Raw genomic sequence first — 21942 nt, 5'->3', positions numbered from 1 at the left:
AGGCCAGCAACTCCCTATTTATTAATGATCATTGTTACTTTAGCCATAAAGGCACATAGACTTAGGTCTCAATTATCACTAACCCACATACTATAAATTATCCATATTGTTACAGGTGGCAATATAAAACCAAATATCTTAAAGATACCTAACCACAACCATATGCAGAATAAAATTGTTGTGACATAAAGGGAAAGCTTGAATAAAAGCAATAACCCTCCCTTTAAATTTTGTTAGTGAATAATGGAAACGATTGTGCCGACTGCACAGAGGGCTTTACGCCCTCAATAACCATGCAGATATCAATAGATATTAGGCTTTATTCTCGGAGTGAACAATAACAGAAGGCAACGCGTTGATTGCAAGAGCACACCATTCAGTAATAGCAAATAGATCACCAAACTTACTATCCTTGATTTGATAGTGATGAACGGGTGCACCACTACTACGCGCAGCCAGTTCTTGGTGCTTACTAACAGGGCCACAATGCCACTTAAACACACCAGAACCTTTAAATAGCAGTGGCAGGAATACCGCCTTATTAGCTGCAATACCAATGTCCGCATCATCGACCATAATAAATGTTACGTTATTATAGAAGAATGTTTGAATAGATGGATACTCGTTCTTATAGTCAATCAGGTTTTCAATGTTATATGCGCTTTGACCCTGAGAATATTTGAAAGTGTCACGTACAGACTGATTGCTCTTAACCGCTCGGAAGTATTCAGGAGAGCACAGGGCAACAAAACCTTTCAGATAATCAACCTTGCTACCAAGATTTTTGCGAATGGTTGTTTGAATGCTATCAAGTTCAATGTCTACAAGAGTAGCAGCATTGTTTAGATCAATGTTTTTAGTAACAGCAGCAGAACCAAACTCATCGGCCATTACAATATTTTGTTGAGAACCATGTTTGTTAAATTGCAGACCACGAACAATACAATCAGCAAGCTGTTTATTCATTGTGCGGTCATATTTCTTGCGTTGCTCAAAAAGAAGGTCGGTCACGACATCTTCAGCAGTCATAGGAGCGTCTTTGCTTCCTGGCTTACGAAGACCTTTCCAATCTTGTGTTGTAACAGCATCTTCAAGGGCATAGCCAATCAGCTCGTATTGCATATTGGATGCTTTTGGCTTGATAGTGCCGCCGAATTCACGAGCATTGATTGCTACTTGTTCAGCTAGGTCTTGATCGCCAGAAACCAGATAATCAAAGTTGACCTTAAATTCACTGGTGGGGGCAATATCGAAGATGCCAAGAGACAGCATCAGACGATTCAGAGGGAAGGCATGTTGTTCAAACGCTTCAGTATAATTGATGTAATTAAAATCCATTGTGTTCCTCGTTATTATTGTTAATTGAGCCATGGGGCTCGGTGCTTTGCACTATTTGTTATTTAGAGAATTGAATAAAGGGATCAGCTTCAATCAGTTCAATAGCTTTGGTGACACCTGCCCCACTGGCAGCAGTCAGGGAGTTTTTAAAGAGAATTACGTGCTTATTGAAGACTACTACAGTCTTAGAGCCCTTCAATGTCAGGTCTCAACTACGGCAACATCGGTTGCAGTGCCAGTAAGCAAAGCACCAGTTGCAGGGTCGATACAGTCGCCTGCTTTAAGATCAGCAGTCAGTGCGCTGGGGAGTTCAATTGTTTTGACAGCAAACTGACCATCAATGCAGTATTGCATTACATCATTGCGGGTTTTCTGTTGTGTTCCGAGTTTCATTTGCTTTTACCTTTTTCCATAATTTTAGTAAGGAGTGTGTGTTGCTGAGATTGCATTATCTGAAAGAGTTCAAGGAGGATAACAGGATCAGTCATTCCCTTTGTAAACATTTCAAAATTACAGTCAGCAGTCCCTTGTTTAGTAATCTCTACTTGATTTTCAATCGGTATACTTTTGGTTTTCAATAGCAATGAAGTATGTCGATTATTAGCACTGGGATTGCTGTTGTGGCACAAGGCCAAATGCGGTGTCTTCTCAGACTTTTTTGTAATCTCTGGTTTAACAGAGTTATTGTTGCTTTGAATGCCCTGAGATTTTCGCTCAGTCTCCATAGCTTCAATTATTTTATTTTTATTCATTTTTGATTCCTGAATTATTAAAATAAATATGTGTGCTAGACCCTTGTGTATCAAGGATTCAGCCAGATAATAAATTTAATTACATATTTAATTGATAATTAACTATTGAAATTAGCCAACATTGGTTGTTAGCAAATAAAAATAAAGCCGAGGTTTTACGCTCGGCCTTACAGAGGCTAATTACTAAAATCGCAACTCGCAATCACAACAAAAGCAATTAGTTTTATCGGAGGAACAAAGGGACTCAATCTCTATTCTTCTTTAAATATTCTAAAACTAAAACATTTAAAGAAACATATGGCTATCTTGCTGAAGGATAGCCACTATTAATTATTTCGGAGTTATAAATGAATCGTAAGATAATGGCGTCTTGAGTTCCATTACTTAATTCACTTTACAATATACATATTACCATAAAAATATAAAAAATTCAATACTCAACAGCCAAATTTGGCTTATTTTTTAAATTATTATATAATTTATTGGCTGAGTAAATTTAATTGCATCACATTATTATCATGAATCTTAAAATCAACAAAATTATTAAATTCGTCTTTATTGACCTGAGCGTCGATTTTAAGATTTAATTTCCCTGAAAAATTAGATGAAATACCACCACCATTAATCCCTGCACTCCGAGCATTGAAAGATATAGCACTTTGTGGAATAGTAGGTTGTGGGATCTTTAGTGCTTGTTGCAATGCAAATTGTTCTGCTTGTCTTGCTGCAATGCTGGGCTCAAGACCACTATTCAATAGCTCTTTTTCCTTCTGCACATAAAGCTTACCATACTTATCAGCATCATAATTTTTACGTTGGGATTCAGGTACAGATGTAGATTGTTTGTTGGAAACAAAGCGATCAGGTAAAACGTCATTAATGAATGCAGCTAATGATTTAAGCGCCTGCAAAAACTCAGAGACACTTGACTTCATATCTTTAAAATAGTTTTTAATATCTTCCGCTGTCAGCTCTTGAAGCCACTTAGAAAGATCTTCAAAACCCTGCTTGCTTAACTCACCAACAATATTATATAAATTGCCGAATATTTCTCCAATTTTTGAGGCATTTGACTCTAATAGTTTTGCCCAATCTGAAACAATTTTAGCTCCTGCTTGCAGGGCAGTTTTAAAACCTGAAGATTCAAAGATTCTGTAAATAGCAATGCTTAGCTCATTTCCAACTCGTGCATCATTAGCCATGCTTGAAGATTTAAATTTGGCTGACATCTGTGCGTATTTTGGTGCTGTAGCTTCAACAAACTTTAGCCAAATATCTTTAAAATTATATTTTCCGTTTGTGAGGTTTCCCATGAACTCTTTTTGTGAAATTCCCATGGTATCTTTTACAAACCTCAACAGATCGGCTTTTATTTGCGGTGTCCAGTCCATAGCCTGTTTAAAATCTTCAAGGGTATTAGATGCCAGTGTTTGCATAAGGCCATACTGGAAACCAGCAACCTGATCTTTCGACATGCCATAAGAGGCTGTCATATTACTTTGTTTTTTATACAGTTCGATGGCCCGATCTGTCTCTATCCCTAACGATTTAACAATGCTGACATAGTTCGTTAGAGCTTTACCAGTCTCTAAAATATCGGCGCCAGCGTCATCAGCGATCTTGCGAGCAATCGAGCTAATTTCGATCCAGCGGTCTCCGAATGTATTTTGAAAACTAATTTTCATCCCTTCAAAATCTTGGCCTTGTTCCTTGATTTTGTTGTACTGGTTCTGTGCAACGAATCCACCGCCGACGACCCCAGCAGCCGTAGCAGCTACGCCGAGGCGGGTCACGGCACCTAGGCCCCTGCTAACCCCTTTGATCGCGCCCATGCTTCGACTGTGCTTGTTGTACTGGCCTGCGGCGCTATTAAGTTGCCTATATTGTTTCGTCAACTGCCTGATAGTTGCAACCTGCTCTTTGGTGCTGAGATTGCCTTTCAAAAAATCCATATTGATCTTCTGGAGTTGCTTGCGAAAATCAATGTTATTTTTAATTTGTTCTTGGAATCTAATATTATCCGCTTTTAATGTGTTCTTGCGGGTACGATATGCTCGCAACTCTGCCCGTGTTTGTTGTTGAGTGGATTTGGCCTGCAATGAGCTGGCGCGTCTCCCTTGCTCCATCGCTTTACTAAATTGATTGGATGATTTATGCCACATACCAGCTAGGCGCTTGATCTTATTCTGTGCGTCTTTATATGACTTATTATCAACCTTGAATTGCACAAGGTTTACTAATTTTGAAATTACTTGGTCTGTCATTTATTCCTCTTGTTAAATTCTAATTTCTTTTAATTTTTTTATAATGCTTGCAGACCGTCCAAGATAAGCAGCCTTTCCCGAGAGAAGCCGAAACAAACTAATCTTTAGTTTTTGGCGTTGTTGTTTTTAATCGTCTATCGAATGCCATGCATCCCAACAGTGATCATAAAATTCATCCATTGACGCTAACATCAAATCATTCCCAAACCATTTAGTCCCGAACTCGATAAGCATAACAAAGGTCGGGGATAACATATCCTGTTCACGTTTAGTTAATTCTTTATCACTCATTTATTCTTAGCTCTGCTTTTGCGTTTATTATTAATTTTCTCTTGAAGTGCTGAATCTAAGGGTTTATACGAACCGAGATAATAGGAATTGAAATTCAGCTTTCCAGAACTAACAAGACGTTTAGCGATCAAGCTATATTTATGGTGTGCTGGTAACACAATCCCTGTTTCTAAACATATAACTTCACACGCTAAATAAGTGTTGACACTCCTATTCTTATTAACTGTATAACTATAAATTCCTATAACGATTGGTAACTCTCGGTGTACGTAGTAATCCAAGGGTTTATCAAGGTGCCCCGATTGTCGAGGGATTACCGCCTTGCCACCTGACTTTGTTGTAACCTCTGGCAAACCGTCGTTTTCTTGGTAAAATGTTGTCATATTGTTTCTCTTTAATTGAGCCTTGGGGCTCCAGCACCTTCGATGCTATAATTAATAGGATTTATAAAACCTCCTAGAATGCGTTATTTTAAATAGTTCACCATAAGCAATAGGGTTGCTTTGGCAATATCAAAGAAATGCAATATAGAGCGATACAGGAGGTTTTAAGGCTATATTTAAGGGGGATTTGAGACTGTATTGGATTTTAGGATTCGATTATAATTTTTGTATTCTTGTAGACCCGAGAAAAACCAGAATGCAACATGTATTCTTGAAGAGAGCGGTAAGCGCCACGCCTAAAACTCTCACGCTTCCAATAACCACCGACAAGAGAATATTCTTTAAGAGCTTGATGGATTTCATATTCCATAGCTTTAGCAGCTTGTTGGCTTTGTGCTTCCCAAACGTCCAATAACTTGCAGGATAGCTTGGAGTTTGATTCTAGTTGCTCGGCTCGCTGGTCAGGCTGACAGGAATAACCAATCTTGAGATATGGGGCTGATTCTGATGGAGACACTAAACAGCAGTACACATAACCTTTATTATTTTTATGGAATTCTTTAGTTTTAAATGACATTACACCTCTTATTTAAATACAAATTTGCGACATTCTAAACCCATCTCTTGCATGTCGTTTTGATCGAACATGGTTGCCAAAGTCAGAATAAAGTGATCTTTATGCTTTTCTGCATGAATCAAATTATCAAGAAATTCCAATATTTCATATTTAGATTCTTGATTGATATCACTGTGGGTAATCATACTTCCGAGATGTGTTAATTGTTCAGTTGTGATGCTCATTGTTTATTCTTCCTCTTTGTTTTTCTTGTTTATAAAGAACCATAGGCGCAGTCGATTTTTCATATGTTCAATCCTTTTAAAATGGTATGCAATTATCACAATAACTATCACGACAATCCCAATCGCCCTTGGAGTCCTTAAAGCATTTATCACACAATCTTCCAGGTTCGTGATGGGGTGATTGCTTGACGGATTTTATGGGTTTGGGCTGGGTGTGCTCCTCGAATGCGGAATCATGGGACACAATGCAATCATCAAGAAATGGATCAGGCAAGTCGTCTTGTTTATTTTTCGGCTTTACATCAACAACTTGAGTTTGGTTATCTCGATATCCTTGTGCATTTTCATTATTTGCAACTTCAACAGAATAAACCTTAGCTTCATATCCAGATTCATAACCCCAACCTTTATTTTTTTGTTTTTCTGCTCTGTATTCTTTGCGGTTCTCCATGAACTGATCAACTTTGATTGCTACGTTTGTTGATTCAACATCTGAGAATTTACGCACATCATATTCATTAGAAAAACCAAAACCACCGTTTTTAATAACTATGAGGCCCATTTTCTCAAGAGTTTTTAGACTGGTCTCGATGGTGCCCTTGCTAACACCAAGCTCTTGCTGTAATTCACGAACGGAGCTATTAACCTTGGTTACTTTCTTGTTGTTGGGGTCGTCTTTGGAGACTTGCCATCCAAGTAGATAGCTATATAAAAGTTTGTCAATTGCCTTGAATTGAAGTCCGTTTACTGTCTTTGCACGGCGGACTGAATCCCAAACTGTGGTAAAATTTTCTACTTGTTTTTCATTGTTATTATTGTTTGCTTTGTTGCTCATGTTGTTCCTCATTATCATTAATATCATTGGATTTTTTGTGTTGGTCAATCATTCGGATGATTACTGTCTGTGCGCTAACTTGTTGCTTTTGGCTTTCTGTCATAACATATCGCAATAGTTCACGCGGGATATTTAGTTGCATGCCTTATTCCTCTTTGTATCGTGTTTTGAGTTGTTTGATGGGCTTTAGCTCTTTCAATGCGAGCTCGACAGATAACCAGAAATCAGAGCGTTTCTTTGTTCGTGAAGTTAGTTTAAGTGTCTGAGCTCTTTGAATCGCGGTCTTCAAATCTTTATATTTTTCGATGTATTCCTGAACGGCTTCATCGACTATCCAATATGCCATAAATATCCTCTTGTAAAATTTAAACGCAAAAAGGCCAAGCCTGTCGATAAGGTGACAGGAGGCCAGTAATAAAGTTTGGATATAAAGTGATAGAAGTAACTTAATATTTCACTTTATAATATACAGTTTATCATTATTTCCCAAATTATTCAATACTTTTTAAAAATAAATTTGACTTTTGTTTGTTTGTGTGAAACGCCATGTAAATATATGCGACACAAACCAACACAATACAACAATTGTTTTCATGTTGGGTTATGAGTTTAGTATTATCATATAGGCAAGTGTGATTGTTTGGCACACGAAGCATATAGGTAGACTGTCATAATAAGTGAGCATTAGCAAACGTTTATGACTGTCTATTAATCTACATAAACACATATAATAATATTAGACACAACCCAATCATTCATGTTCATTCATTTTTAGTGCTGGTCTTTAAACACATACAGTTAATGAACGAATGTGAATGGGCTGTTTGTGTTCATAGTTTTATATATACATATGTTATATTAATAACCAATACATAAATTTCATATTCATTCAATTTATATACTGGTTGTGTTAAGAGCGACCACAGGCGAAGCGGTGACGACATTGGATGTTGTGTAGCGTAAGCGACAACAGACAAGGGCGAGCCCTAATTTAAAGAATAGTTTTATATATTATTATCTATTCTAATATAATATTATAAGTCCCAGTTTCTAGGACACCCCCTCCCTAATTATTAGGACACCCTGTCTTAAACTCTAGGACACCCCTACCTAGAAATTAGGACACCTACTGTCCCAGTTTCTAGGACACCCTATTTATTATAAGGGGGCGAGTCACCCCTTTTTATTTGTGTTGGAAGATAGGCGACCATTGAGACCGCCCTGTTAAAATTGCTTAGGCTAATCTGTAAATTTCTCCCTGGGTGTACTCGCCTCGTTCAAAATTATCCCTCAGTGCACTTTCTATTTCGTGCAGGTTTTTGCCCATAGAGAAGGTTGAGACCAAATGGAACTCGTAGTTTTTAGATTTGAATATAAATACCCGAACCCCCTCCTTCTTAAAGGTTTCAAATTTCTCATTGAATACACGCTCAAACATGGGGCGGTAATCTATATCTAATGTGCCTGAAATATCGATCCCTAGGGCATACTCACCACATACTTTCGTAAAAACATAAACATTTTCTTCGTTTATATTGATATTGCGCATTGCACCGTCAATTCTATTTTCGATGGGGATGCTTTTATCTGAAAAATTAATTGGACTAATAAAACAGGCGTCAAATCTAAACAACTTATCTTTACCTGTTAGTATGAAGTATTCATGTGAATTATGCACTGACACTACCGTATCTTCTTTAATGATGTTGTCAATGTGGGCTTTAATATCTGATATTACTTTATCAATATTCTCGTACATCTATTACCTCTTGTGTTGTGTTCCCTATCTCACATGAAATAAGGAGCCCCGAAGGACACCAGCAGAATATTAAAGAGATAATCGTTTGTCAAAGTCCGGGGGAAATATATTTTTTACCTATATAAACAGGGAGTTACCAGAATTAATTTTTAATATTTAAAATAATTAGTCTCTATCTGTGTTGATGTACTTTGCACACTGCTTTTTAGGTTTGTGTGTTCTGGTGATGATCTGCCCACGTGCATTCTCATACGTACAGACAGTTTGATTGTTGATCACCTCCTGTTTTATGAGCCTGTATTGTGAATATGCAGAGGCAAAGGCTACAGAACAGAATGTGAGAGATAACAACAAAAGTGATTTTGTGTTCATAGTGCAATCTCCAAGGCTTCTTTGAGTTTGTCTAAGGGAACATCACCGCCGTACCTGTCGTAACTGATGGCCTTGTTTGTGTGTCCGAGTATGGCAGCCGCATACTGCAACGGAATGCCAGCAGCTTTTAGCTTGCTTGCTACTGTGTGGCGTAGGCTATGGAAATCTTTGTTAACTGGTCTGTTGCGGCTAAACCACTGCCCAAACAGATGGCTATAGCAGTTGCTCCGATAGGGTAGCTCCTTGAACAACCTACCCCCTTTCCTGCTTGCTACAAAGTCCAGGAATCCACCATCGATCAACTTGCTGTGTATGGGCACAAGCCGTTGGCTTGCCTCTGTCTTGAGGCTCTGATCATCACGTGTAGCTCTGATGTTGAAGCACCAGACAGCATTAACTTGCTCTATATCATCGCTGTAGAGCTGGCAGGCTTCATTAGAACGCAATCCATGGTATCGCCCTATCATAGCGATGAACATGCGCCATGGCTCTTGCTCCTTGGCCCATGAATCGAACAGTTTCAACTCTGGATCTGTGTAGCCAGTTCTAACATTGACCTCTTTGACCCGCTTGAGCTTCAGCCCCTTGAATATGTCCGTTGTTTGCTCAGTGTGATCTGATAGCCAACTAAACAACAAACTCAGTTTCTGAATATATTTATTGATCGTGGTCGGTGACTTGCCAGAACCCAACAGCCAAGTTTTGAACGATACAGCATCGGCCTTTGTGTACTCAGACAGACACTTATCGCCAACGTGTTCAATAAAAGTGTTGATGTAGTTTTGTTGGTTCTTGGTCTCTTTAGGAGCCCATGACAATTGCTTTTCAGCAATGTATGACTCGACGTGACCGGAAAGCTTTTCTTCTTGGTCTGGTGATGTGTTTTCGGAAGGTACAGCGGGGGGCTCGACCCCAGAGGGGCATACAGCTTCGCTGCTGGTGCTTGTAGGGGTGTGAACGTGCCCGTTTAGCGGGGGATGTTGTGTCGTTAAGGCTTCAGCTTCAAACCCTACGGGTTTAGACATGACATCACGGCAAGCAGCATCGGAGATGCATACAGCTTGCTGCACATCAGGGCTGGAATGATTGAAGTGAATTTGTAGTGCCAAGAGCTGGGCTTGTGCCTTGTCTCTTGTTTTGAGGGATTTACGGAAGGTCTGACGACGACCATTGCACATGGTCACTCGTTGGTAGTAGTAAATTCCGTTTCTATTCAGTAAGTACATGGCACCTCCTATGAGGATTGTGTGCCAGTTTGTGTGACAGTGATACACAAACAGCTTGCCTTCAACAAGCTAAGTTACTGATCTTAAACGGGAATGGCAGAAACAAGTGGTGGCCCTACCAGCCACATCCCGGCACTCGAGTCCCCCGCCTTGGCTGCTACCTTCCGGTCCTGACCAGGTCGACGGGTTATCAATGCGAGAGGACCAATAGGACCACCGGCGAGGAGAATAGGCAAACTGGGCGTTCAATGCAACGGCTTTCTACCCTCCAACAGATCGTTTGCCTTATTTTTCAACAAACTGGCCAAGGGTTCAGCTAAACAGCATAAATTTCGCCCCCACCAGCAGCATCAGCAGAGCAAATGCCTGCTTGAGGCGTCTTGGTGACAATCGGTGTGCCAGCTTGGCACCAAGGCGGGCAAACTGGGTACTGGTCAGCACAATGCCCAGCAGGGCGGGCAGATAGATGTAGCCCACACTCCACTCGGGCAGATCGGCATGATCCCAACCCGCATAGAGGTAGCTGAGGCTCCCCGCCAGCGCGATGGGCATGCTGCAGGCTGCAGAGGCCGCTACCGCATTGCGCATCGGCACCGAGTTCCAGCTCAGGTAAGGGACGGTGAGCGAGCCACCGCCAATGCCAAACAGCGCGGACATCCAGCCTATCACTGTGCCAGCAATGCCGGTGCCGAACGCTCCTGGCAGGTGTCTTTCCGCCTTGGGCTTGAGGTTAAGCCCCATCTGCAGCGCCATAGTCCAGGCGAAGCAGCCGATAATGATATTGAGGGTGCTGGTACTGAGCAGATTGGCCGTCATACCACCGAGCCAGGCACCAACCAGCATGCCCGCCCCCAATCTGCGGATCATCACCCAGTCGACGGCGCCCGCCTCCCGGTGGGCCCGCAGCGAGCTGAATCCGGTAAAGATCATGGTGGGTAACGAGGTGCCGAGGGCCAGATGGGTAATGATTTCAGGGTCGATGCCCTGGGCGCGAAAGGTCATGACCAGCACGGGGACAATGATAAGACCGCCGCCGATCCCGAACAGTCCCGCCAGCATACCGGCAAAGGCGCCCAGCAGGAGGTAACCCATAAACAGCATAAAAATTCCTGTGTTAAACAAAAACTGGCCAACACGGCCGGGCAACAGTGGATATCTGCATGAAAAAAAAGAGATGGCGCGAGGGCCATCTCTTCATTGTGCCGGTTAGTGCAGTGGAATGGTACCGTCCATCACCTTGTAGAAGGCCAGCACGGCGCAGCCGAGCAGGGCCGCCGTCATCCCCTGCTCCAATCGGTTAAGGCCGCGCAGACCGTGATGCTGACGCGCCTTCCAGTAGATGAAGATGCCCGGGCTGTAGAGCAGCGCCACCAGCAACAGGTACTCCACACCGGCTGCGTAGACCAGCCAGCAGCCGTAAACCGTCGCCACCAGGGCCAGCAGCAGGTCACGCTTTCGCTGATGGGGTTGACCCTGATAGGTCTCCCCTTTCAATGCCAGCTTCAGACCATAAGCGCCAGAGAAGACATACGGCACCAGCGCCGCCGAGGTGGCGATGTTGACCAGCGCCAGATAGGTGCTGCTCTGGAAGTAGATGATGATCAGGAAGATCTGCACCAGACAGGTAGAGCACCAGAGGGACACCTGCGGCGAGCCGTTCTTGTTCTCCTTGGCAAACCAGCCCGGGAACACACCGGTCTTGCCCGCGATATAGGGCACTTCAGCGGCCAGCACGGTCCAGCTGAGCAGAGCTCCCATCACCGACACCACCAGACCGATGTTGATAAGCCAGGCCCCCCAGGGGCCGACTACGGCTTCAAGGATCATGGCGGTAGAAGGGTTCTTGAGCGCCGCCAGTTGCGGCTGGCTCATGACACCCAGCGAGAACAGTGTCACCATCACGTAAAGCGTCAGGGCGCCGAGCAGCGCCAGCACTGTGGCACGGCCCACATCCTTGCGATGACGGGCACGGGCAGAGACCACCACGGCCCCTTCAATCCCGATAAAGACCCAAAGGGTCACCTTCATGGTGGACTTGACCTGATCCATCACGGAGCCCAGCTCCATGTTGTTCTGGCCCCAGATATCCAGAGTGAAGGTATCCATGTTGAAGGCCAGCAGGATCGCGACACAGAAGACGATGAGCGGCACCATCTTGGCGATGGTGGTGACGATATTCACCAGCGCAGCGACCTGCACCCCGCGCAGCACCAGCGCATGCACCGACCAGATCAGGATGGAGGCCAGAGTGATGGCCACCGGCGTATTGCCGTCACCGAAGATGACGTTGTCAGGCGTATCGAAGAAGTAGCTCAGGGCGCTGAACACTACGATGGCGTAAGAGACGTTGGCCAGCAGTTGGCAGAGCCAGTAACCCCAGGCGGCGTTGAAACCGATGAAATCGCCGAAACCGGCCTTGGCATAGCTGAAGATACCGCCATCGAGATCGGGGCGGCGCATGGAGAGGTTCTGATAGACCAGCGCGAGACAGATCATGCCAAGACCGGTGATGGCCCAACCCAGGGCGACCGCCCCGGCACTGGCATGCGCAGCAATGTTTTGTGGCAGACTGAAGACCCCGGCGCCGACCATGGAGCCGATCACCAGCGAAATGAGGGCGCCCAGCCCTAGTTTCTTGTCCATTTCAATCCTGTTTATTTAGGCGGCGGCAGAGCGTCCGTATTCATACTGCGCGCAATATGGGAGGGGCTGGGAATCCTGACCCCGTGAAAAAGGCGGCAACTATATTGCATGACTATTCCGACCGCAATCCCTCGTCCCGTCAATCATGCACCGCCTTGACCGCGCGCAATTTTACAGCACTGACCCATATGGCCTGTGAGCTGGCTCAAATTAACCAAGACCCATTGATATTTCTCATTTTTCTGCCAACACAACATGACTCGCATGGTTCCTATGCATCGCCATTCAGGCACTCTCTGTATAAATAATCTGCATAAAAAAGCCCCGGTGGAAACACCGGGGCCCATTATGTAAATCCCTATAAACGCAAACCGCCATCCAGTTCTATCATCCTTCCCGACAGATAGTCGTTGGCAAAAATAAAGCTCACCGTCTCGGCCAGCTGTTGCGCCTCGCCAAGGGTGCCGACCGGAATGGCCTGCTGCATCCGCGCCATCGCCTCCGGCTTCATCGCCGCCGTCATGTCGGTGGCAAACACCCCGGGGGCAATCCCCATCACCCGAATGCCATGGCGCGCCAGCTCCCGCGCCCAGCTCACCACCAGCGAGGCGACCCCCGCCTTGCTGGCGGCATAGTTGCTCTGGCCAATATTGCCGGCGCGGGCGATAGAGGAGATGTTGATGATGACGCCCCCCAGCCCCCCTTGGGCCATCAGCGCCGCCCCCTCGCGACCGCAGAGGAAGGTACCTGTGAGGTTGACGTCAATCACGCTCTGCCACTGGGCCAGCGTCATCTTCTCCACCAGCTCACCCTCTTTCACCTTGATCAGCATGCCATCGCGCAGAATGCCGGCGCAGTTGATAAGACCGTGCAGCACGCCAAAACGCTCCTTGATGCCAGCAAAAACCGACTCAACCTCGGCTTCGCTCGCCACATTGCAGACAAACAGCTCGCACTGGCTATCTTGATCGCACTGATCATTCTGACTGCTCACCAGGGCTGCGGTCGCCTCCAGATCGGCGCGATTGATGTCGAGCAGCGCCAGCGTCGCCCCCTGTGCGCCCAGGGCCAGCGCAATGGCACGTCCCAAGCCACGTCCGGCACCGGTAATAACGATGACCTTATCTTTGATATCCATCAATGCTCCTTGTAGCTGGTCGAAGAGAGATGCCGTGAAGAGAGGTGGCCCGTCAGGCGGGATCCTGTTTATCCAGATAGAGTTCGACGATGCTGGAGAAATCGCGGCTCCCCTGCCCCTGAGCGGCATGCAGGTTGAACAGGTTACGGGCGAGCGCCCCCATCGGCACAGCGCTGTGGCCATGCTCGGCCAGCGCCATGGCCAATCCCAAATCTTTCACCATCAAACGGGTCATAAAGCCCCCCTGATAGTTGCGGGCGGCAGGGACATTCTCCATCACTCCGGGCCAGGGGTTGTAGCGCTCCAGACTCCAGTTGTTGCCGGAGCTCTTGCCCATGATGGTGGAGAGCACGGCGGGATCCAGCCCCTCCTTCACCCCGAGGGCCAGCGCTTCGGCAGTACCCGCCATATGGATCGCAAGCAGCATGTTATTGCACATCTTGGCGATCTGCCCGGCACCCAGCGCCCCGGCGTGAAACAGGTTCTGCCCCATGCAGACGAGCAAGGGTTTTGCCGCCTCGAAATCTGCCGCGTCGCCGCCAACGATAAAGGTGAGCGTCCCGGCGGCCGCACCGGCGACACCGCCCGAGACAGGGGCATCGATAAAGCGCAAACCGCGTGCGCGGGCCGCCTCCCCGACCTGACGGGCAGAGTCGACATCGATAGTGGAGCAGTCGATCACCAGTGCACCAACCGGCAGGGCCGCCAGCAGATCCTGCCCGCCTCGCTCACCGGCGCTCTCGCCCAGCCAAAGATCGCGCACATGTTCCCCCGCAGGCAACATGCTAATCACCACCTCGCAGCCGGTCACCGCCTCACGGGCATCCCCCGCGGCTATGCAGCCAGCGGCGATAGCGCGCTCAATGTTTTGGGCAACCAGATCAAACACCTGCACCGTGTGCCCGGCCCTGGCCAGATTGGCCGCCATGGGCCCCCCCATGTTGCCGAGCCCGATAAATCCTATCCTTGTCATCCCGCTTGCTCCTTGCGTTGCTGATGGCGGCGTGCGCCGGTTGCCAAGATGTTATTCCTTGCAGGCCAACGGATTGCTCCCCTGCGGCCAGCGATAGAACTCGTCCAGCCACTCCCCCTCCGATGGCAACTGTTGCCAGCGGGGATTTTTATCCTTGTCGATCAGCAGTGCCCGCACCCCTTCCACAAAATCCCCCTTGAGTACGCAGTTGACCGAGAGGGTCAGCTCCTCGGCAAATACCTCGGCCAGGGAGTAGCGGCGAGCCTGCCAATATTGACGCCACAAAATGGCGCGGCTGATGGGGCTGCCGGTGCGGCAGAGCTGCTGCGCCTGCCGGAGTACCGTCTCCTGTTCATCGAACTGAGCCTCGAACAACCGCGCCAATACCCCTTGCAACGTGCGCCCCGCCAGCAGGGTATCGATCCTCTGTTGATGGGGTAGCAGCACAGGCGCAGGCAAGCGGGCCACCACCTCACGGTGCAACCCCCTGAACAACTGATCGATCTGCTCACGGGGATCACCACTAGCAGCCCAGTCGAGTACGGCGAGGCGTGACAACAGCGCACTGCGCTCGCCACTGGCGATGGCGTGATCCGCCAACCCCACCCCAAGGGCATCTGCGCCATTAAAGCGGGCGCCAGTCAGACCGAGCCAGAGCCCCAACCGCCCCGGCATCCGGCTTAAAAACCAGCTTGCCCCCACGTCGGGGTAGAGTCCTATAGTCACCTCCGGCATGGCGAACAGGCTTCTTTCAGTGACAACCCGAAAATCGGCTCCGGCAAACAGGCCAATGCCGCCCCCCATACAAATACCGTCCGCCACGCAAATAAGGGGCTTGCGGTAAGAGTGGATGTGGTGGTCGAGCCGGTATTCCTGCTCGAAAAAGTCGCGGGCATATTCGAACAGTTCCGATCCGCTCGCCTCCTGCTTGCGGTAATAGAAGGAGCGAATATCACCACCGGCACAGAACGCCTTCTCGCCAGCCCCCAGCAGCAGCACGCAAGCGATGGCGGGATCCTGCTCCCAACGGGTCAGCGTCTGTTGCAGGATCTGGATCATCGGCAGGCTCAATGCGTTGAGAGACGCAGGGCTATCAAGGGTCAACACCCCGATCTGATGGCCATCTTCGGTGGGATAACAGCTAACCTTGACCGGCTCACTCATAAACGGCTCCGTATGGATTTATTCTGTTGGGCCATATTGCCAGCGCGGTAAGCGTTTCTCCAGGAAGGCGGCCACCCCTTCACGCTGATTGGCATCGCTAAAGAGATCGAGAAACAGCGACCGCTCAAGGGGCAAGGCGGCATCCCGCGGGCCACTGCGGCCCTGATTGATCAGGGTTTTGCAGGCGCGCAGGGCGCTCGGGCTCTGGCGCTCCACCAGATGGGCCATCTGGTGCGCCGCCTCCCACGCCTGACCGGTTTTCACCACCTCCTCCACCAGCCCCATCTCGTAGGCCAGCGAGGCACTCACCTTCTCACCGCAGAGGATCATCCGCTTGGCCCAGCCCGGCCCCACCAGCTCGGTCAGACGCTGGGTGCCACCGGCACAGGGAAGCAAGCCCACCGAGGCTTCCGGCAGTCCCAGCAACGCCTGCTGCTCGGCGATGCGGATATCACAAGCCAGCGCCACTTCCAGGCCACCGCCCATGGCATAACCATTGATGGCGGCGATACTGACGCCGTGAAAACGGGCCAGCGCCTCGAAGGCCTTGCCAAAGGCCTCGGCTACTTCGCGGGCCAGCTCGATATTCCCCTCGACAAACATATTGAGGTCGGCACCAGCGCAGAAAAATTTGTCGCCCGCACCACGGATCACCAGCGCCACCACATCGGGACGACTGTCGAGCTCCACCATCATCTGCAAAAAGGCCTGCAGGCTGGCGAGGGTCCAGGTGTTGGCAGGGGGATGGTCGAGGGTGATATAGGCCACGTGGCCATGATATTCGAGTCTGATCCTTGTCATAACATTGTCCTTGTCGATGAAGCTGCCGCCATGATGACAGGCTTGAATGACACCAACCTGTGGCTGGCTCACAAAGCCGAAACCGGCATGGTGCAAATCGGGTGGCAGGCAACACACCCTTGATGCGACCACCGGTTAGCCCAGCGACAAACCGGGATCGGCCAGCAGGCGGCGCGCGATGATGAGTCGCATCACCTCGTTGGTGCCCTCCAGAATGCGGTGTACCCGGGTATCGCGCAGATAGCGCTCGAGCGGATACTCGCGGATATAACCATAGCCGCCAAAGAGTTGCAGAGCCTCATCACAAATTCGATAACCCACATCGGTAGCATAACGTTTGGCCATGGCACACCAGGCACTCTTGTCGGGTGCCCCGCGATCCAGCTTGTCGGCGGCCTGACGTACAAGCAGGCGGGCGGCAGCCAGCTCGGTCGCCATATCGGCCAGGCGAAACTGCACGCTCTGGAATTCGCTGATCGGGTGACCAAATTGCTGGCGCTGCTGCACATAAGCCAGCGCATCGTCCAGCGCCTGCTGGGCGGTGCCCACCGAACAGGTGGCAATATTGATGCGCCCACCATCGAGGGCCTGCATGGCGAACTTGAATCCTTCCCCCTCTTCGCCCAACCGATAACAGGCAGGAATGCGCACCCCGTTGAAAACAACCTCCCGGGTCGGCTGGCTGTTCCAGCCCATCTTCTCTTCTGCCTTGCCATAGCTCACGCCGGGGGCATTAGCCGGCACCATAAAGGCAGAGATCCCCTTCGCCCCTTCACCACCGGTACGGGCCATCACCACCAGCACATCGCTGCTGCCTGCTCCCGAGATAAAGACCTTGGTCCCCTCGATGAGGTAGCTGTCACCCTCGCGCACCGCCCGGGTCTTGAGTGCCGCCGCATCGGAGCCCGCCCCCGGCTCGGTGAGGCAATAGGAGCCCAGCAATTCGCCGCTGGCCAGTTTGGGCACCCACTCTTTGGCAACCTCGGTGGGCAACCAGCTGCCCAGCATCCAGCTCACCATGTTGTGAATGGTCAGATACGCCGTGGTCGAGGTACACCCCATGGCGAGGCGCTCGAAGATGAGGCTCGCATCGAGGCGAGGTAGCCCCAATCCGCCAAACTGCTCCGGGGTATAGAGGCCACAAAAACCTAGCCCGGCCGCCTGCTTGATGGTCGGGATCGGAAACTCATGCTCCTTGTCCCAGCGCGCGGCATGGGGTTTGAGCGCCTCATCGGCAAAGGCGGCGGCCGCCTCCACATACGCCTGTTGATCATCGGTCAGGGTAAAATCCATCTTGTCGTTCGCTCCCTTGTTGCCCCGCGCTTCTTTTCCTGAGTTAGTGCTTTATAACGCGGCGCCCACACGCTGCGTCTGTCGGATCTGCCACTATGGCGCTGTTGTCGTGGCAGCTGATGACTCTTTCACTACCACCGCTTTATCAACACACAACAGATTAACAATTGATTTACGTTTACGCTAACGTAAACTTGTGGCAGAAGTGAAGTACAAAATGGACCGACCACTGCCAGCCGTAACGCCGAGTCAGCCGGTCGAACCAACCTTCCTACCCGACTGTCATATCCGCAAGGAGAGCATGGATGCAGATGGATGAGACCCTGAATGCCCTGACCGAACAAGTTGCGGCCTTCTGCCAGAAAGTGATCGCCCCGCGCGCCAGCGAGATCGATCAAAGCAACGCCTTTCCCCGTGATCTCTGGCCCCGGATGGGTGAACTGGGGCTGCACGGCATCACGGTAGCGGAGGAGTATGATGGGGTGAACCTCGGCTATCTGGCCCACGTGCTGGTGATGGAACAGGTAAGCCGCGCCAGCGCCTCGGTCGGCCTCTCCTATGGCGCCCACTCCAATCTCTGCATCAACCAGATCCACCGCCACGGCACGGCGGAACAGAAAGCGCGCTACCTGCCACCACTGGTGAGTGGCGAGCATGTGGGGGCGCTGGCCATGAGCGAGCCGAGTGCCGGCTCCGATGTGGTCAGCATGCGCCTCACCGCGGAGCGCGAGGGCGATCACTTCGTGCTGAACGGCAACAAGATGTGGATCACCAACGGTCCGGATGCCGACACCTTCGTCATTTATGCCAAGACGGATGCCAGTGCGGGCCCCAAAGGGATTTCCGCTTTTATCGTCGAGACGGGCACTCCCGGTTTTTCTACCGCCCAGAAGCTCGACAAGTTGGGGATGCGCGGCTCCAGCACTTGCGAGCTGGTGTTCGACAACTGCCGAGTGCCGCAGGAAAACCTGCTAGGCACCCTGCACGGCGGGGTCAAGGTGCTGATGAGCGGGCTCGATTACGAGCGGGTGGTGCTGGCTGCGGGCCCCCTTGGCATCATGCAGGCCTGTATGGATGTAGTGCTGCCCTATGTGCGTGAGCGCAAGCAGTTTGGTCAAGCCATCGGCGAGTTCCAGCTGGTGCAGGGCAAGCTCGCTGACATGTATACCCGCCAAGCCAGCAGCCGGGCGCTGGTCTACTCGGTGGCGAGCGCCTGCGATCAGGGTCGCACCAGCCGTAAAGATTGCGCCGCAGCCATCCTGTTTGCCGCCGAAAACGCCACCCAGATGGCCCTCGACGCTATCCAGCTGCTCGGCGGCAACGGTTACATCAACGAATACCCCACTGGCCGCCTACTGCGGGACGCCAAACTCTACGAGATCGGCGCCGGTACCTCGGAGATCCGCCGCTGGCTCATCGGCCGCGAGCTGATGGGAGAAAATGCATGAGTCGTATCCACTCCCACCTTGACACGGCGAGCCCGGAATATGCGGCTAATCGGACCGCCATGCAGGGGCTGGTCGACGATCTCCATATCCGCATTGCCGAGATCGCGCAAGGGGGCGGCGCGGCCAACAACGCCCGCCATCAGGCCCGTGGCAAGCTGCTGCCCCGCGAGCGCATCAATCAGCTGCTGGACCCGGGCTCCCCGTTTCTCGAACTGTCGGCGCTGGCTGGCTGGCAGGTCTATGACGAGCCGGTGCCCGCCGCCGGCATCATCACCGGCATCGGCCGGGTTTCGGGCCGGCTCTGCATGCTGGTGGTGAACGACGCCACCGTGAAGGGCGGCACCTACTACCCGCTCACGGTGAAAAAGCACCTGCGCGCCCAGGCCATCGCCGAGCGGCTGCGCCTCCCCTGCCTCTATCTGGTGGATTCCGGCGGCGCCTTTCTGCCGATGCAGGATGAGGTGTTCCCCGACCGGGATCACTTTGGCCGCATCTTCTACAACCAGGCCCGCATGTCGGCCCAGAACATTCCCCAGCTGGCAGTGGTGATGGGGCTCTGCACAGCTGGCGGCGCCTACGTGCCCGCCATGGCTGATGAATCCATCATGGTCAGGGAGCAAGCCACCATCTTTCTGGCGGGCCCACCGCTGGTCAAGGCCGCCACCGGCGAGGAGATCAGCGCCGAGGCCCTGGGCGGCGCCGAAGTACACTGCGCCCACTCGGGCGTTGCTGATCATATGGCCCGTGACGATGCCCATGCGCTGGCCATCGCCCGCACGCTGGTTACTCATCTGGGTAACGAGCCGATAGAGAGCAGCCCCGGCTACGAACCCCCCTGCTACCCGATCGAGGAGCTCTACGGTCTGGTGGGCACCAGCCTCAAACGCCCTTACGATGCCCGCGAACTGATTGCACGACTGGTGGATGGTTCTGACTTTGACGAATTCAAGGCGCTGTTCGGCACCACTCTGGTGACCGGCTTTGCCCGTATTTGCGGCATGGAAGTGGGGATCCTCGCCAACAACGGCGTGCTGCACAGCGACAGTGCCCAGAAGGGGGCCCACTTTATCCAGCTCTGTAACCGGCGTGCCATCCCGCTGCTCTTTTTGCAGAACATCACCGGCTTTATGGTGGGGAGTAGTGCAGAAAAGGAGGGGATCGCCAAGCACGGCGCCAAGCTGGTGACCGCAGTGGCCTGCAGCCGGGTGCCAAAGATCACCCTGATCGTCGGCGGCAGCTTTGGTGCCGGCAACTACGGCATGTGTGGCCGCGCCTATGAACCCGATTTTCTCTTTAGCTGGCCCAACAGCCGCATCTCGGTCATGGGAGGCGAACAAGCTGCCGGAGTGCTGGTGCAGGTGCGTCGGGACAAGCTGACTGCCGAGGGCAAAGATTTGAGTGAGCAGGAGGCGGCCGCCATCCGCGCACCGGTGATCGAGCAGTATGAGCGGCAGGGTCACCCCTACTACGCCAGCGCTCGCCTGTGGGATGACGGCGTCATCGACCCGGCCCAGAGCCGCACCGTGCTGGCGCTGGCGCTCGCCGCTTGTCAGGGTGCGCGTATTGAACCCGAGCAGTACGGCATCTTTCGGATGTAAGGAGCAAAACGATGTCAGATCCGCTTACTTCCTCCCAGAACCCGTTTCGGCTGGAGCGGCACGGCCCACTGGCCGAGCTGGTGCTGTCGCGTCCGGCCCGCCACAACGCCTTTGATGCCGACCTGATGCTGGGGCTGCTCGACTGCCTCGATGATCTGGCCCATCTCCATGGTCATGATCTTGCCGAGCGCCCCCACGCCCTGCTGCTGCGGGCAGAGGGCAAACACTTTTGCGCGGGCGCCGATCTCAACTGGATGCGCAATCTGGCCCACGCCGATTTCGAGCACAATCGCGAAGACGCCCGGGTATTGGCGCGGCTGATGCAGACCCTCGACGAGCTCCCCTTCCCCACGGTGGCACTGGTACAAGGGGCCGCCTATGGCGGGGCGCTGGGGCTCATCTGCGCCTGCGATCTGGTGCTGGCCAGCGATGATGCCCGCTTCTGCCTCTCCGAGGTGAGCCTGGGTCTGGTGGCTGCGGTGATCAGCCCCTACGTGGTGCGCACCATGGGAATGCGTCAGGCGCGCCGCTACATGCTCAGTGCCGAGCCGTTCGATGCCATCACCGCCTGTCGGCTCAATGTGGCACATCAACTCTGCAAGCCGGATCAACTGCTGGCGGAGGGACGGGCACAGGCCCTTCGTCTGTGCCGCAACGGGCCAGAGGCAATGAAAGAGACCAAACGGCTGCTGGCGGCGATAGAAGCCCATCCTTCCCGCCTGCACGAAGAAAAAACCGTCGAGACCATCGCCCGGGTTCGGGTGGGGCTCGAAGCCCAGGAGGGGATGCAAGCCTTCTTCGACAAACGTCCTCCCGCCTGGCGTCCCCGTTTCAAGGATGAGACATGAACTATCACACCCCGA

General features: G+C 51.0%; 22 protein-coding genes and 1 other RNA gene. 3 read left to right on the top strand and 20 right to left on the bottom strand.

Annotated elements, in window-relative coordinates; translation table 11 throughout:
• Window positions 1-312: 312 nt before the first annotated feature.
• From G5193_RS01940 to G5193_RS01845, 20 genes are all read right to left on the bottom strand, one after another.
• Window positions 313-1338 (bottom strand): major capsid protein, encoded by a 1026-nt coding sequence (locus G5193_RS01940; RefSeq protein WP_421204815.1) that lies wholly within the window; start codon window positions 1336-1338, stop codon window positions 313-315.
• A gap of 201 nt (window positions 1339-1539) precedes the next feature.
• Complete coding sequence (locus G5193_RS01935; protein ID WP_421204814.1) at window positions 1540-1731, bottom strand: hypothetical protein; 192 nt, start codon at window positions 1729-1731, stop codon at window positions 1540-1542.
• Entirely contained in the window at window positions 1728-2090 is a 363-nt protein-coding gene (locus tag G5193_RS01930) for a hypothetical protein (protein WP_323583709.1), read from the bottom strand. The genes G5193_RS01935 and G5193_RS01930 overlap by 4 nt, the downstream gene beginning before the upstream one ends.
• A 479-nt stretch (window positions 2091-2569) precedes the next feature.
• On the bottom strand, window positions 2570-4354 hold the full coding sequence (locus G5193_RS01925) for a hypothetical protein (RefSeq protein ID WP_421204813.1): 1785 nt from the start codon (window positions 4352-4354) through the stop codon (window positions 2570-2572).
• 287 nt (window positions 4355-4641) lie between these two features.
• On the bottom strand, window positions 4642-5028 hold the full coding sequence (locus tag G5193_RS01920) for a hypothetical protein (RefSeq protein WP_376901137.1): 387 nt from the start codon (window positions 5026-5028) through the stop codon (window positions 4642-4644).
• A gap of 205 nt (window positions 5029-5233) precedes the next feature.
• The gene (locus tag G5193_RS01915; RefSeq protein WP_376901138.1) at window positions 5234-5605 is read right to left on the bottom strand and encodes a GIY-YIG nuclease family protein; all 372 of its coding nucleotides are present in this window, start codon (window positions 5603-5605) and stop codon (window positions 5234-5236) included.
• Window positions 5606-5613: 8 nt separating this feature from the next.
• The gene (locus tag G5193_RS01910) at window positions 5614-5829 is read right to left on the bottom strand and encodes a hypothetical protein (RefSeq protein WP_376901139.1); all 216 of its coding nucleotides are present in this window, start codon (window positions 5827-5829) and stop codon (window positions 5614-5616) included.
• Between the two features lie 76 nt (window positions 5830-5905).
• Window positions 5906-6664, bottom strand: a complete 759-nt coding sequence (locus G5193_RS01905) for a winged helix-turn-helix transcriptional regulator (protein ID WP_421204812.1) — start codon at window positions 6662-6664, stop codon at window positions 5906-5908.
• The gene (locus tag G5193_RS01900) at window positions 6642-6806 is read right to left on the bottom strand and encodes a hypothetical protein (protein ID WP_214003556.1); all 165 of its coding nucleotides are present in this window, start codon (window positions 6804-6806) and stop codon (window positions 6642-6644) included. The genes G5193_RS01905 and G5193_RS01900 overlap by 23 nt, the downstream gene beginning before the upstream one ends.
• A 3-nt stretch (window positions 6807-6809) precedes the next feature.
• Window positions 6810-7010 carry a hypothetical protein gene (locus G5193_RS01895; RefSeq protein ID WP_421204811.1) on the bottom strand — a complete coding sequence of 67 codons (201 nt, stop codon included), beginning with the start codon at window positions 7008-7010 and terminating at the stop codon, window positions 6810-6812.
• 888 nt (window positions 7011-7898) lie between these two features.
• Complete coding sequence (locus G5193_RS01890) at window positions 7899-8423, bottom strand: hypothetical protein (protein ID WP_421204810.1); 525 nt, start codon at window positions 8421-8423, stop codon at window positions 7899-7901.
• A gap of 368 nt (window positions 8424-8791) precedes the next feature.
• Entirely contained in the window at window positions 8792-10021 is a 1230-nt protein-coding gene (locus G5193_RS01885) for a tyrosine-type recombinase/integrase (RefSeq protein ID WP_421204809.1), read from the bottom strand.
• 113 nt (window positions 10022-10134) lie between these two features.
• Window positions 10135-10231: signal recognition particle sRNA small type (gene ffs / locus G5193_RS01880), an RNA gene on the bottom strand.
• Between the two features lie 102 nt (window positions 10232-10333).
• Window positions 10334-11122, bottom strand: coding sequence for a sulfite exporter TauE/SafE family protein (locus G5193_RS01875; protein WP_421204808.1), 789 nt, complete (start codon window positions 11120-11122; stop codon window positions 10334-10336).
• A 105-nt stretch (window positions 11123-11227) separates the two neighbouring features.
• Window positions 11228-12664 carry an arginine-ornithine antiporter gene (arcD, locus tag G5193_RS01870; RefSeq protein ID WP_005336921.1) on the bottom strand — a complete coding sequence of 479 codons (1437 nt, stop codon included), beginning with the start codon at window positions 12662-12664 and terminating at the stop codon, window positions 11228-11230.
• A 358-nt stretch (window positions 12665-13022) separates the two neighbouring features.
• Window positions 13023-13802: an SDR family oxidoreductase gene (locus tag G5193_RS01865; RefSeq protein ID WP_421204807.1), complete on the bottom strand. Its 780-nt coding sequence runs from the start codon at window positions 13800-13802 to the stop codon at window positions 13023-13025.
• Between the two features lie 52 nt (window positions 13803-13854).
• Window positions 13855-14775 carry a 3-hydroxyisobutyrate dehydrogenase gene (mmsB, locus tag G5193_RS01860; RefSeq protein ID WP_421204806.1) on the bottom strand — a complete coding sequence of 307 codons (921 nt, stop codon included), beginning with the start codon at window positions 14773-14775 and terminating at the stop codon, window positions 13855-13857.
• Window positions 14776-14826: 51 nt separating this feature from the next.
• Window positions 14827-15939 carry an enoyl-CoA hydratase/isomerase family protein gene (locus tag G5193_RS01855; RefSeq protein WP_421204805.1) on the bottom strand — a complete coding sequence of 371 codons (1113 nt, stop codon included), beginning with the start codon at window positions 15937-15939 and terminating at the stop codon, window positions 14827-14829.
• An 18-nt stretch (window positions 15940-15957) separates the two neighbouring features.
• Window positions 15958-16740, bottom strand: a complete 783-nt coding sequence (locus G5193_RS01850) for an enoyl-CoA hydratase (RefSeq protein WP_159163453.1) — start codon at window positions 16738-16740, stop codon at window positions 15958-15960.
• Window positions 16741-16875: 135 nt separating this feature from the next.
• Window positions 16876-18033: an acyl-CoA dehydrogenase family protein gene (locus tag G5193_RS01845; RefSeq protein ID WP_421204804.1), complete on the bottom strand. Its 1158-nt coding sequence runs from the start codon at window positions 18031-18033 to the stop codon at window positions 16876-16878.
• A gap of 305 nt (window positions 18034-18338) precedes the next feature.
• On the opposite strand from G5193_RS01845, the gene G5193_RS01840 reads away from it, so the two are divergent.
• Genes G5193_RS01840 through G5193_RS01830 form a run of 3 tightly spaced genes read left to right on the top strand, consistent with a single transcriptional unit; the run spans window position 18339 to window position 21927 of the window.
• Entirely contained in the window at window positions 18339-19481 is a 1143-nt protein-coding gene (locus G5193_RS01840; RefSeq protein ID WP_421204803.1) for an isovaleryl-CoA dehydrogenase, read from the top strand.
• Entirely contained in the window at window positions 19478-21079 is a 1602-nt protein-coding gene (locus tag G5193_RS01835; protein WP_421204802.1) for a carboxyl transferase domain-containing protein, read from the top strand. The genes G5193_RS01840 and G5193_RS01835 overlap by 4 nt, the downstream gene beginning before the upstream one ends.
• A gap of 11 nt (window positions 21080-21090) precedes the next feature.
• Window positions 21091-21927: an enoyl-CoA hydratase-related protein gene (locus tag G5193_RS01830; RefSeq protein WP_421204801.1), complete on the top strand. Its 837-nt coding sequence runs from the start codon at window positions 21091-21093 to the stop codon at window positions 21925-21927.
• Window positions 21928-21942 lie beyond the last annotated feature (15 nt).

Source organism: Aeromonas sp. 601027, assembly GCF_049174455.1.
Taxonomy (GTDB): Bacteria; Pseudomonadota; Gammaproteobacteria; order Enterobacterales; family Aeromonadaceae; genus Aeromonas; species Aeromonas veronii_A.
Note: the sequence above shows the minus strand (reverse complement) of the source record. Positions and strands in the feature narration are given on the sequence as shown.

Bases quoted from the DNA above. Each gene is read 5' to 3' on its own strand.
- G5193_RS01895 (WP_421204811.1), bottom strand. From the start codon at position 7,010: ATGGCATATTGGATAGTCGATGAAGCCGTTCAGGAATACATCGAAAAA.
- arcD (WP_005336921.1), bottom strand. From the start codon at position 12,664: ATGGACAAGAAACTAGGGCTGGGCGCCCTCATTTCGCTGGTGATCGGC.
- G5193_RS01905 (WP_421204812.1), bottom strand. From the start codon at position 6,664: ATGAGCAACAAAGCAAACAATAATAACAATGAAAAACAAGTAGAAAAT.
- G5193_RS01925 (WP_421204813.1), bottom strand. From the start codon at position 4,354: ATGACAGACCAAGTAATTTCAAAATTAGTAAACCTTGTGCAATTCAAG.
- mmsB (WP_421204806.1), bottom strand. From the start codon at position 14,775: ATGACAAGGATAGGATTTATCGGGCTCGGCAACATGGGGGGGCCCATG.
- G5193_RS01875 (WP_421204808.1), bottom strand. From the start codon at position 11,122: ATGCTGTTTATGGGTTACCTCCTGCTGGGCGCCTTTGCCGGTATGCTG.
- G5193_RS01855 (WP_421204805.1), bottom strand. From the start codon at position 15,939: ATGAGTGAGCCGGTCAAGGTTAGCTGTTATCCCACCGAAGATGGCCAT.
- G5193_RS01940 (WP_421204815.1), bottom strand. From the start codon at position 1,338: ATGGATTTTAATTACATCAATTATACTGAAGCGTTTGAACAACATGCC.
- G5193_RS01850 (WP_159163453.1), bottom strand. From the start codon at position 16,740: ATGACAAGGATCAGACTCGAATATCATGGCCACGTGGCCTATATCACC.
- G5193_RS01915 (WP_376901138.1), bottom strand. From the start codon at position 5,605: ATGTCATTTAAAACTAAAGAATTCCATAAAAATAATAAAGGTTATGTG.
- G5193_RS01900 (WP_214003556.1), bottom strand. From the start codon at position 6,806: ATGCAACTAAATATCCCGCGTGAACTATTGCGATATGTTATGACAGAA.
- G5193_RS01840 (WP_421204803.1), top strand. From the start codon at position 18,339: ATGCAGATGGATGAGACCCTGAATGCCCTGACCGAACAAGTTGCGGCC.
- G5193_RS01920 (WP_376901137.1), bottom strand. From the start codon at position 5,028: ATGACAACATTTTACCAAGAAAACGACGGTTTGCCAGAGGTTACAACA.
- G5193_RS01910 (WP_376901139.1), bottom strand. From the start codon at position 5,829: ATGAGCATCACAACTGAACAATTAACACATCTCGGAAGTATGATTACC.
- G5193_RS01935 (WP_421204814.1), bottom strand. From the start codon at position 1,731: ATGAAACTCGGAACACAACAGAAAACCCGCAATGATGTAATGCAATAC.
- G5193_RS01865 (WP_421204807.1), bottom strand. From the start codon at position 13,802: ATGGATATCAAAGATAAGGTCATCGTTATTACCGGTGCCGGACGTGGC.
- G5193_RS01930 (WP_323583709.1), bottom strand. From the start codon at position 2,090: ATGAATAAAAATAAAATAATTGAAGCTATGGAGACTGAGCGAAAATCT.
- G5193_RS01890 (WP_421204810.1), bottom strand. From the start codon at position 8,423: ATGTACGAGAATATTGATAAAGTAATATCAGATATTAAAGCCCACATT.
- G5193_RS01835 (WP_421204802.1), top strand. From the start codon at position 19,478: ATGAGTCGTATCCACTCCCACCTTGACACGGCGAGCCCGGAATATGCG.
- G5193_RS01845 (WP_421204804.1), bottom strand. From the start codon at position 18,033: ATGGATTTTACCCTGACCGATGATCAACAGGCGTATGTGGAGGCGGCC.
- G5193_RS01830 (WP_421204801.1), top strand. From the start codon at position 21,091: ATGTCAGATCCGCTTACTTCCTCCCAGAACCCGTTTCGGCTGGAGCGG.
- G5193_RS01885 (WP_421204809.1), bottom strand. From the start codon at position 10,021: ATGTACTTACTGAATAGAAACGGAATTTACTACTACCAACGAGTGACC.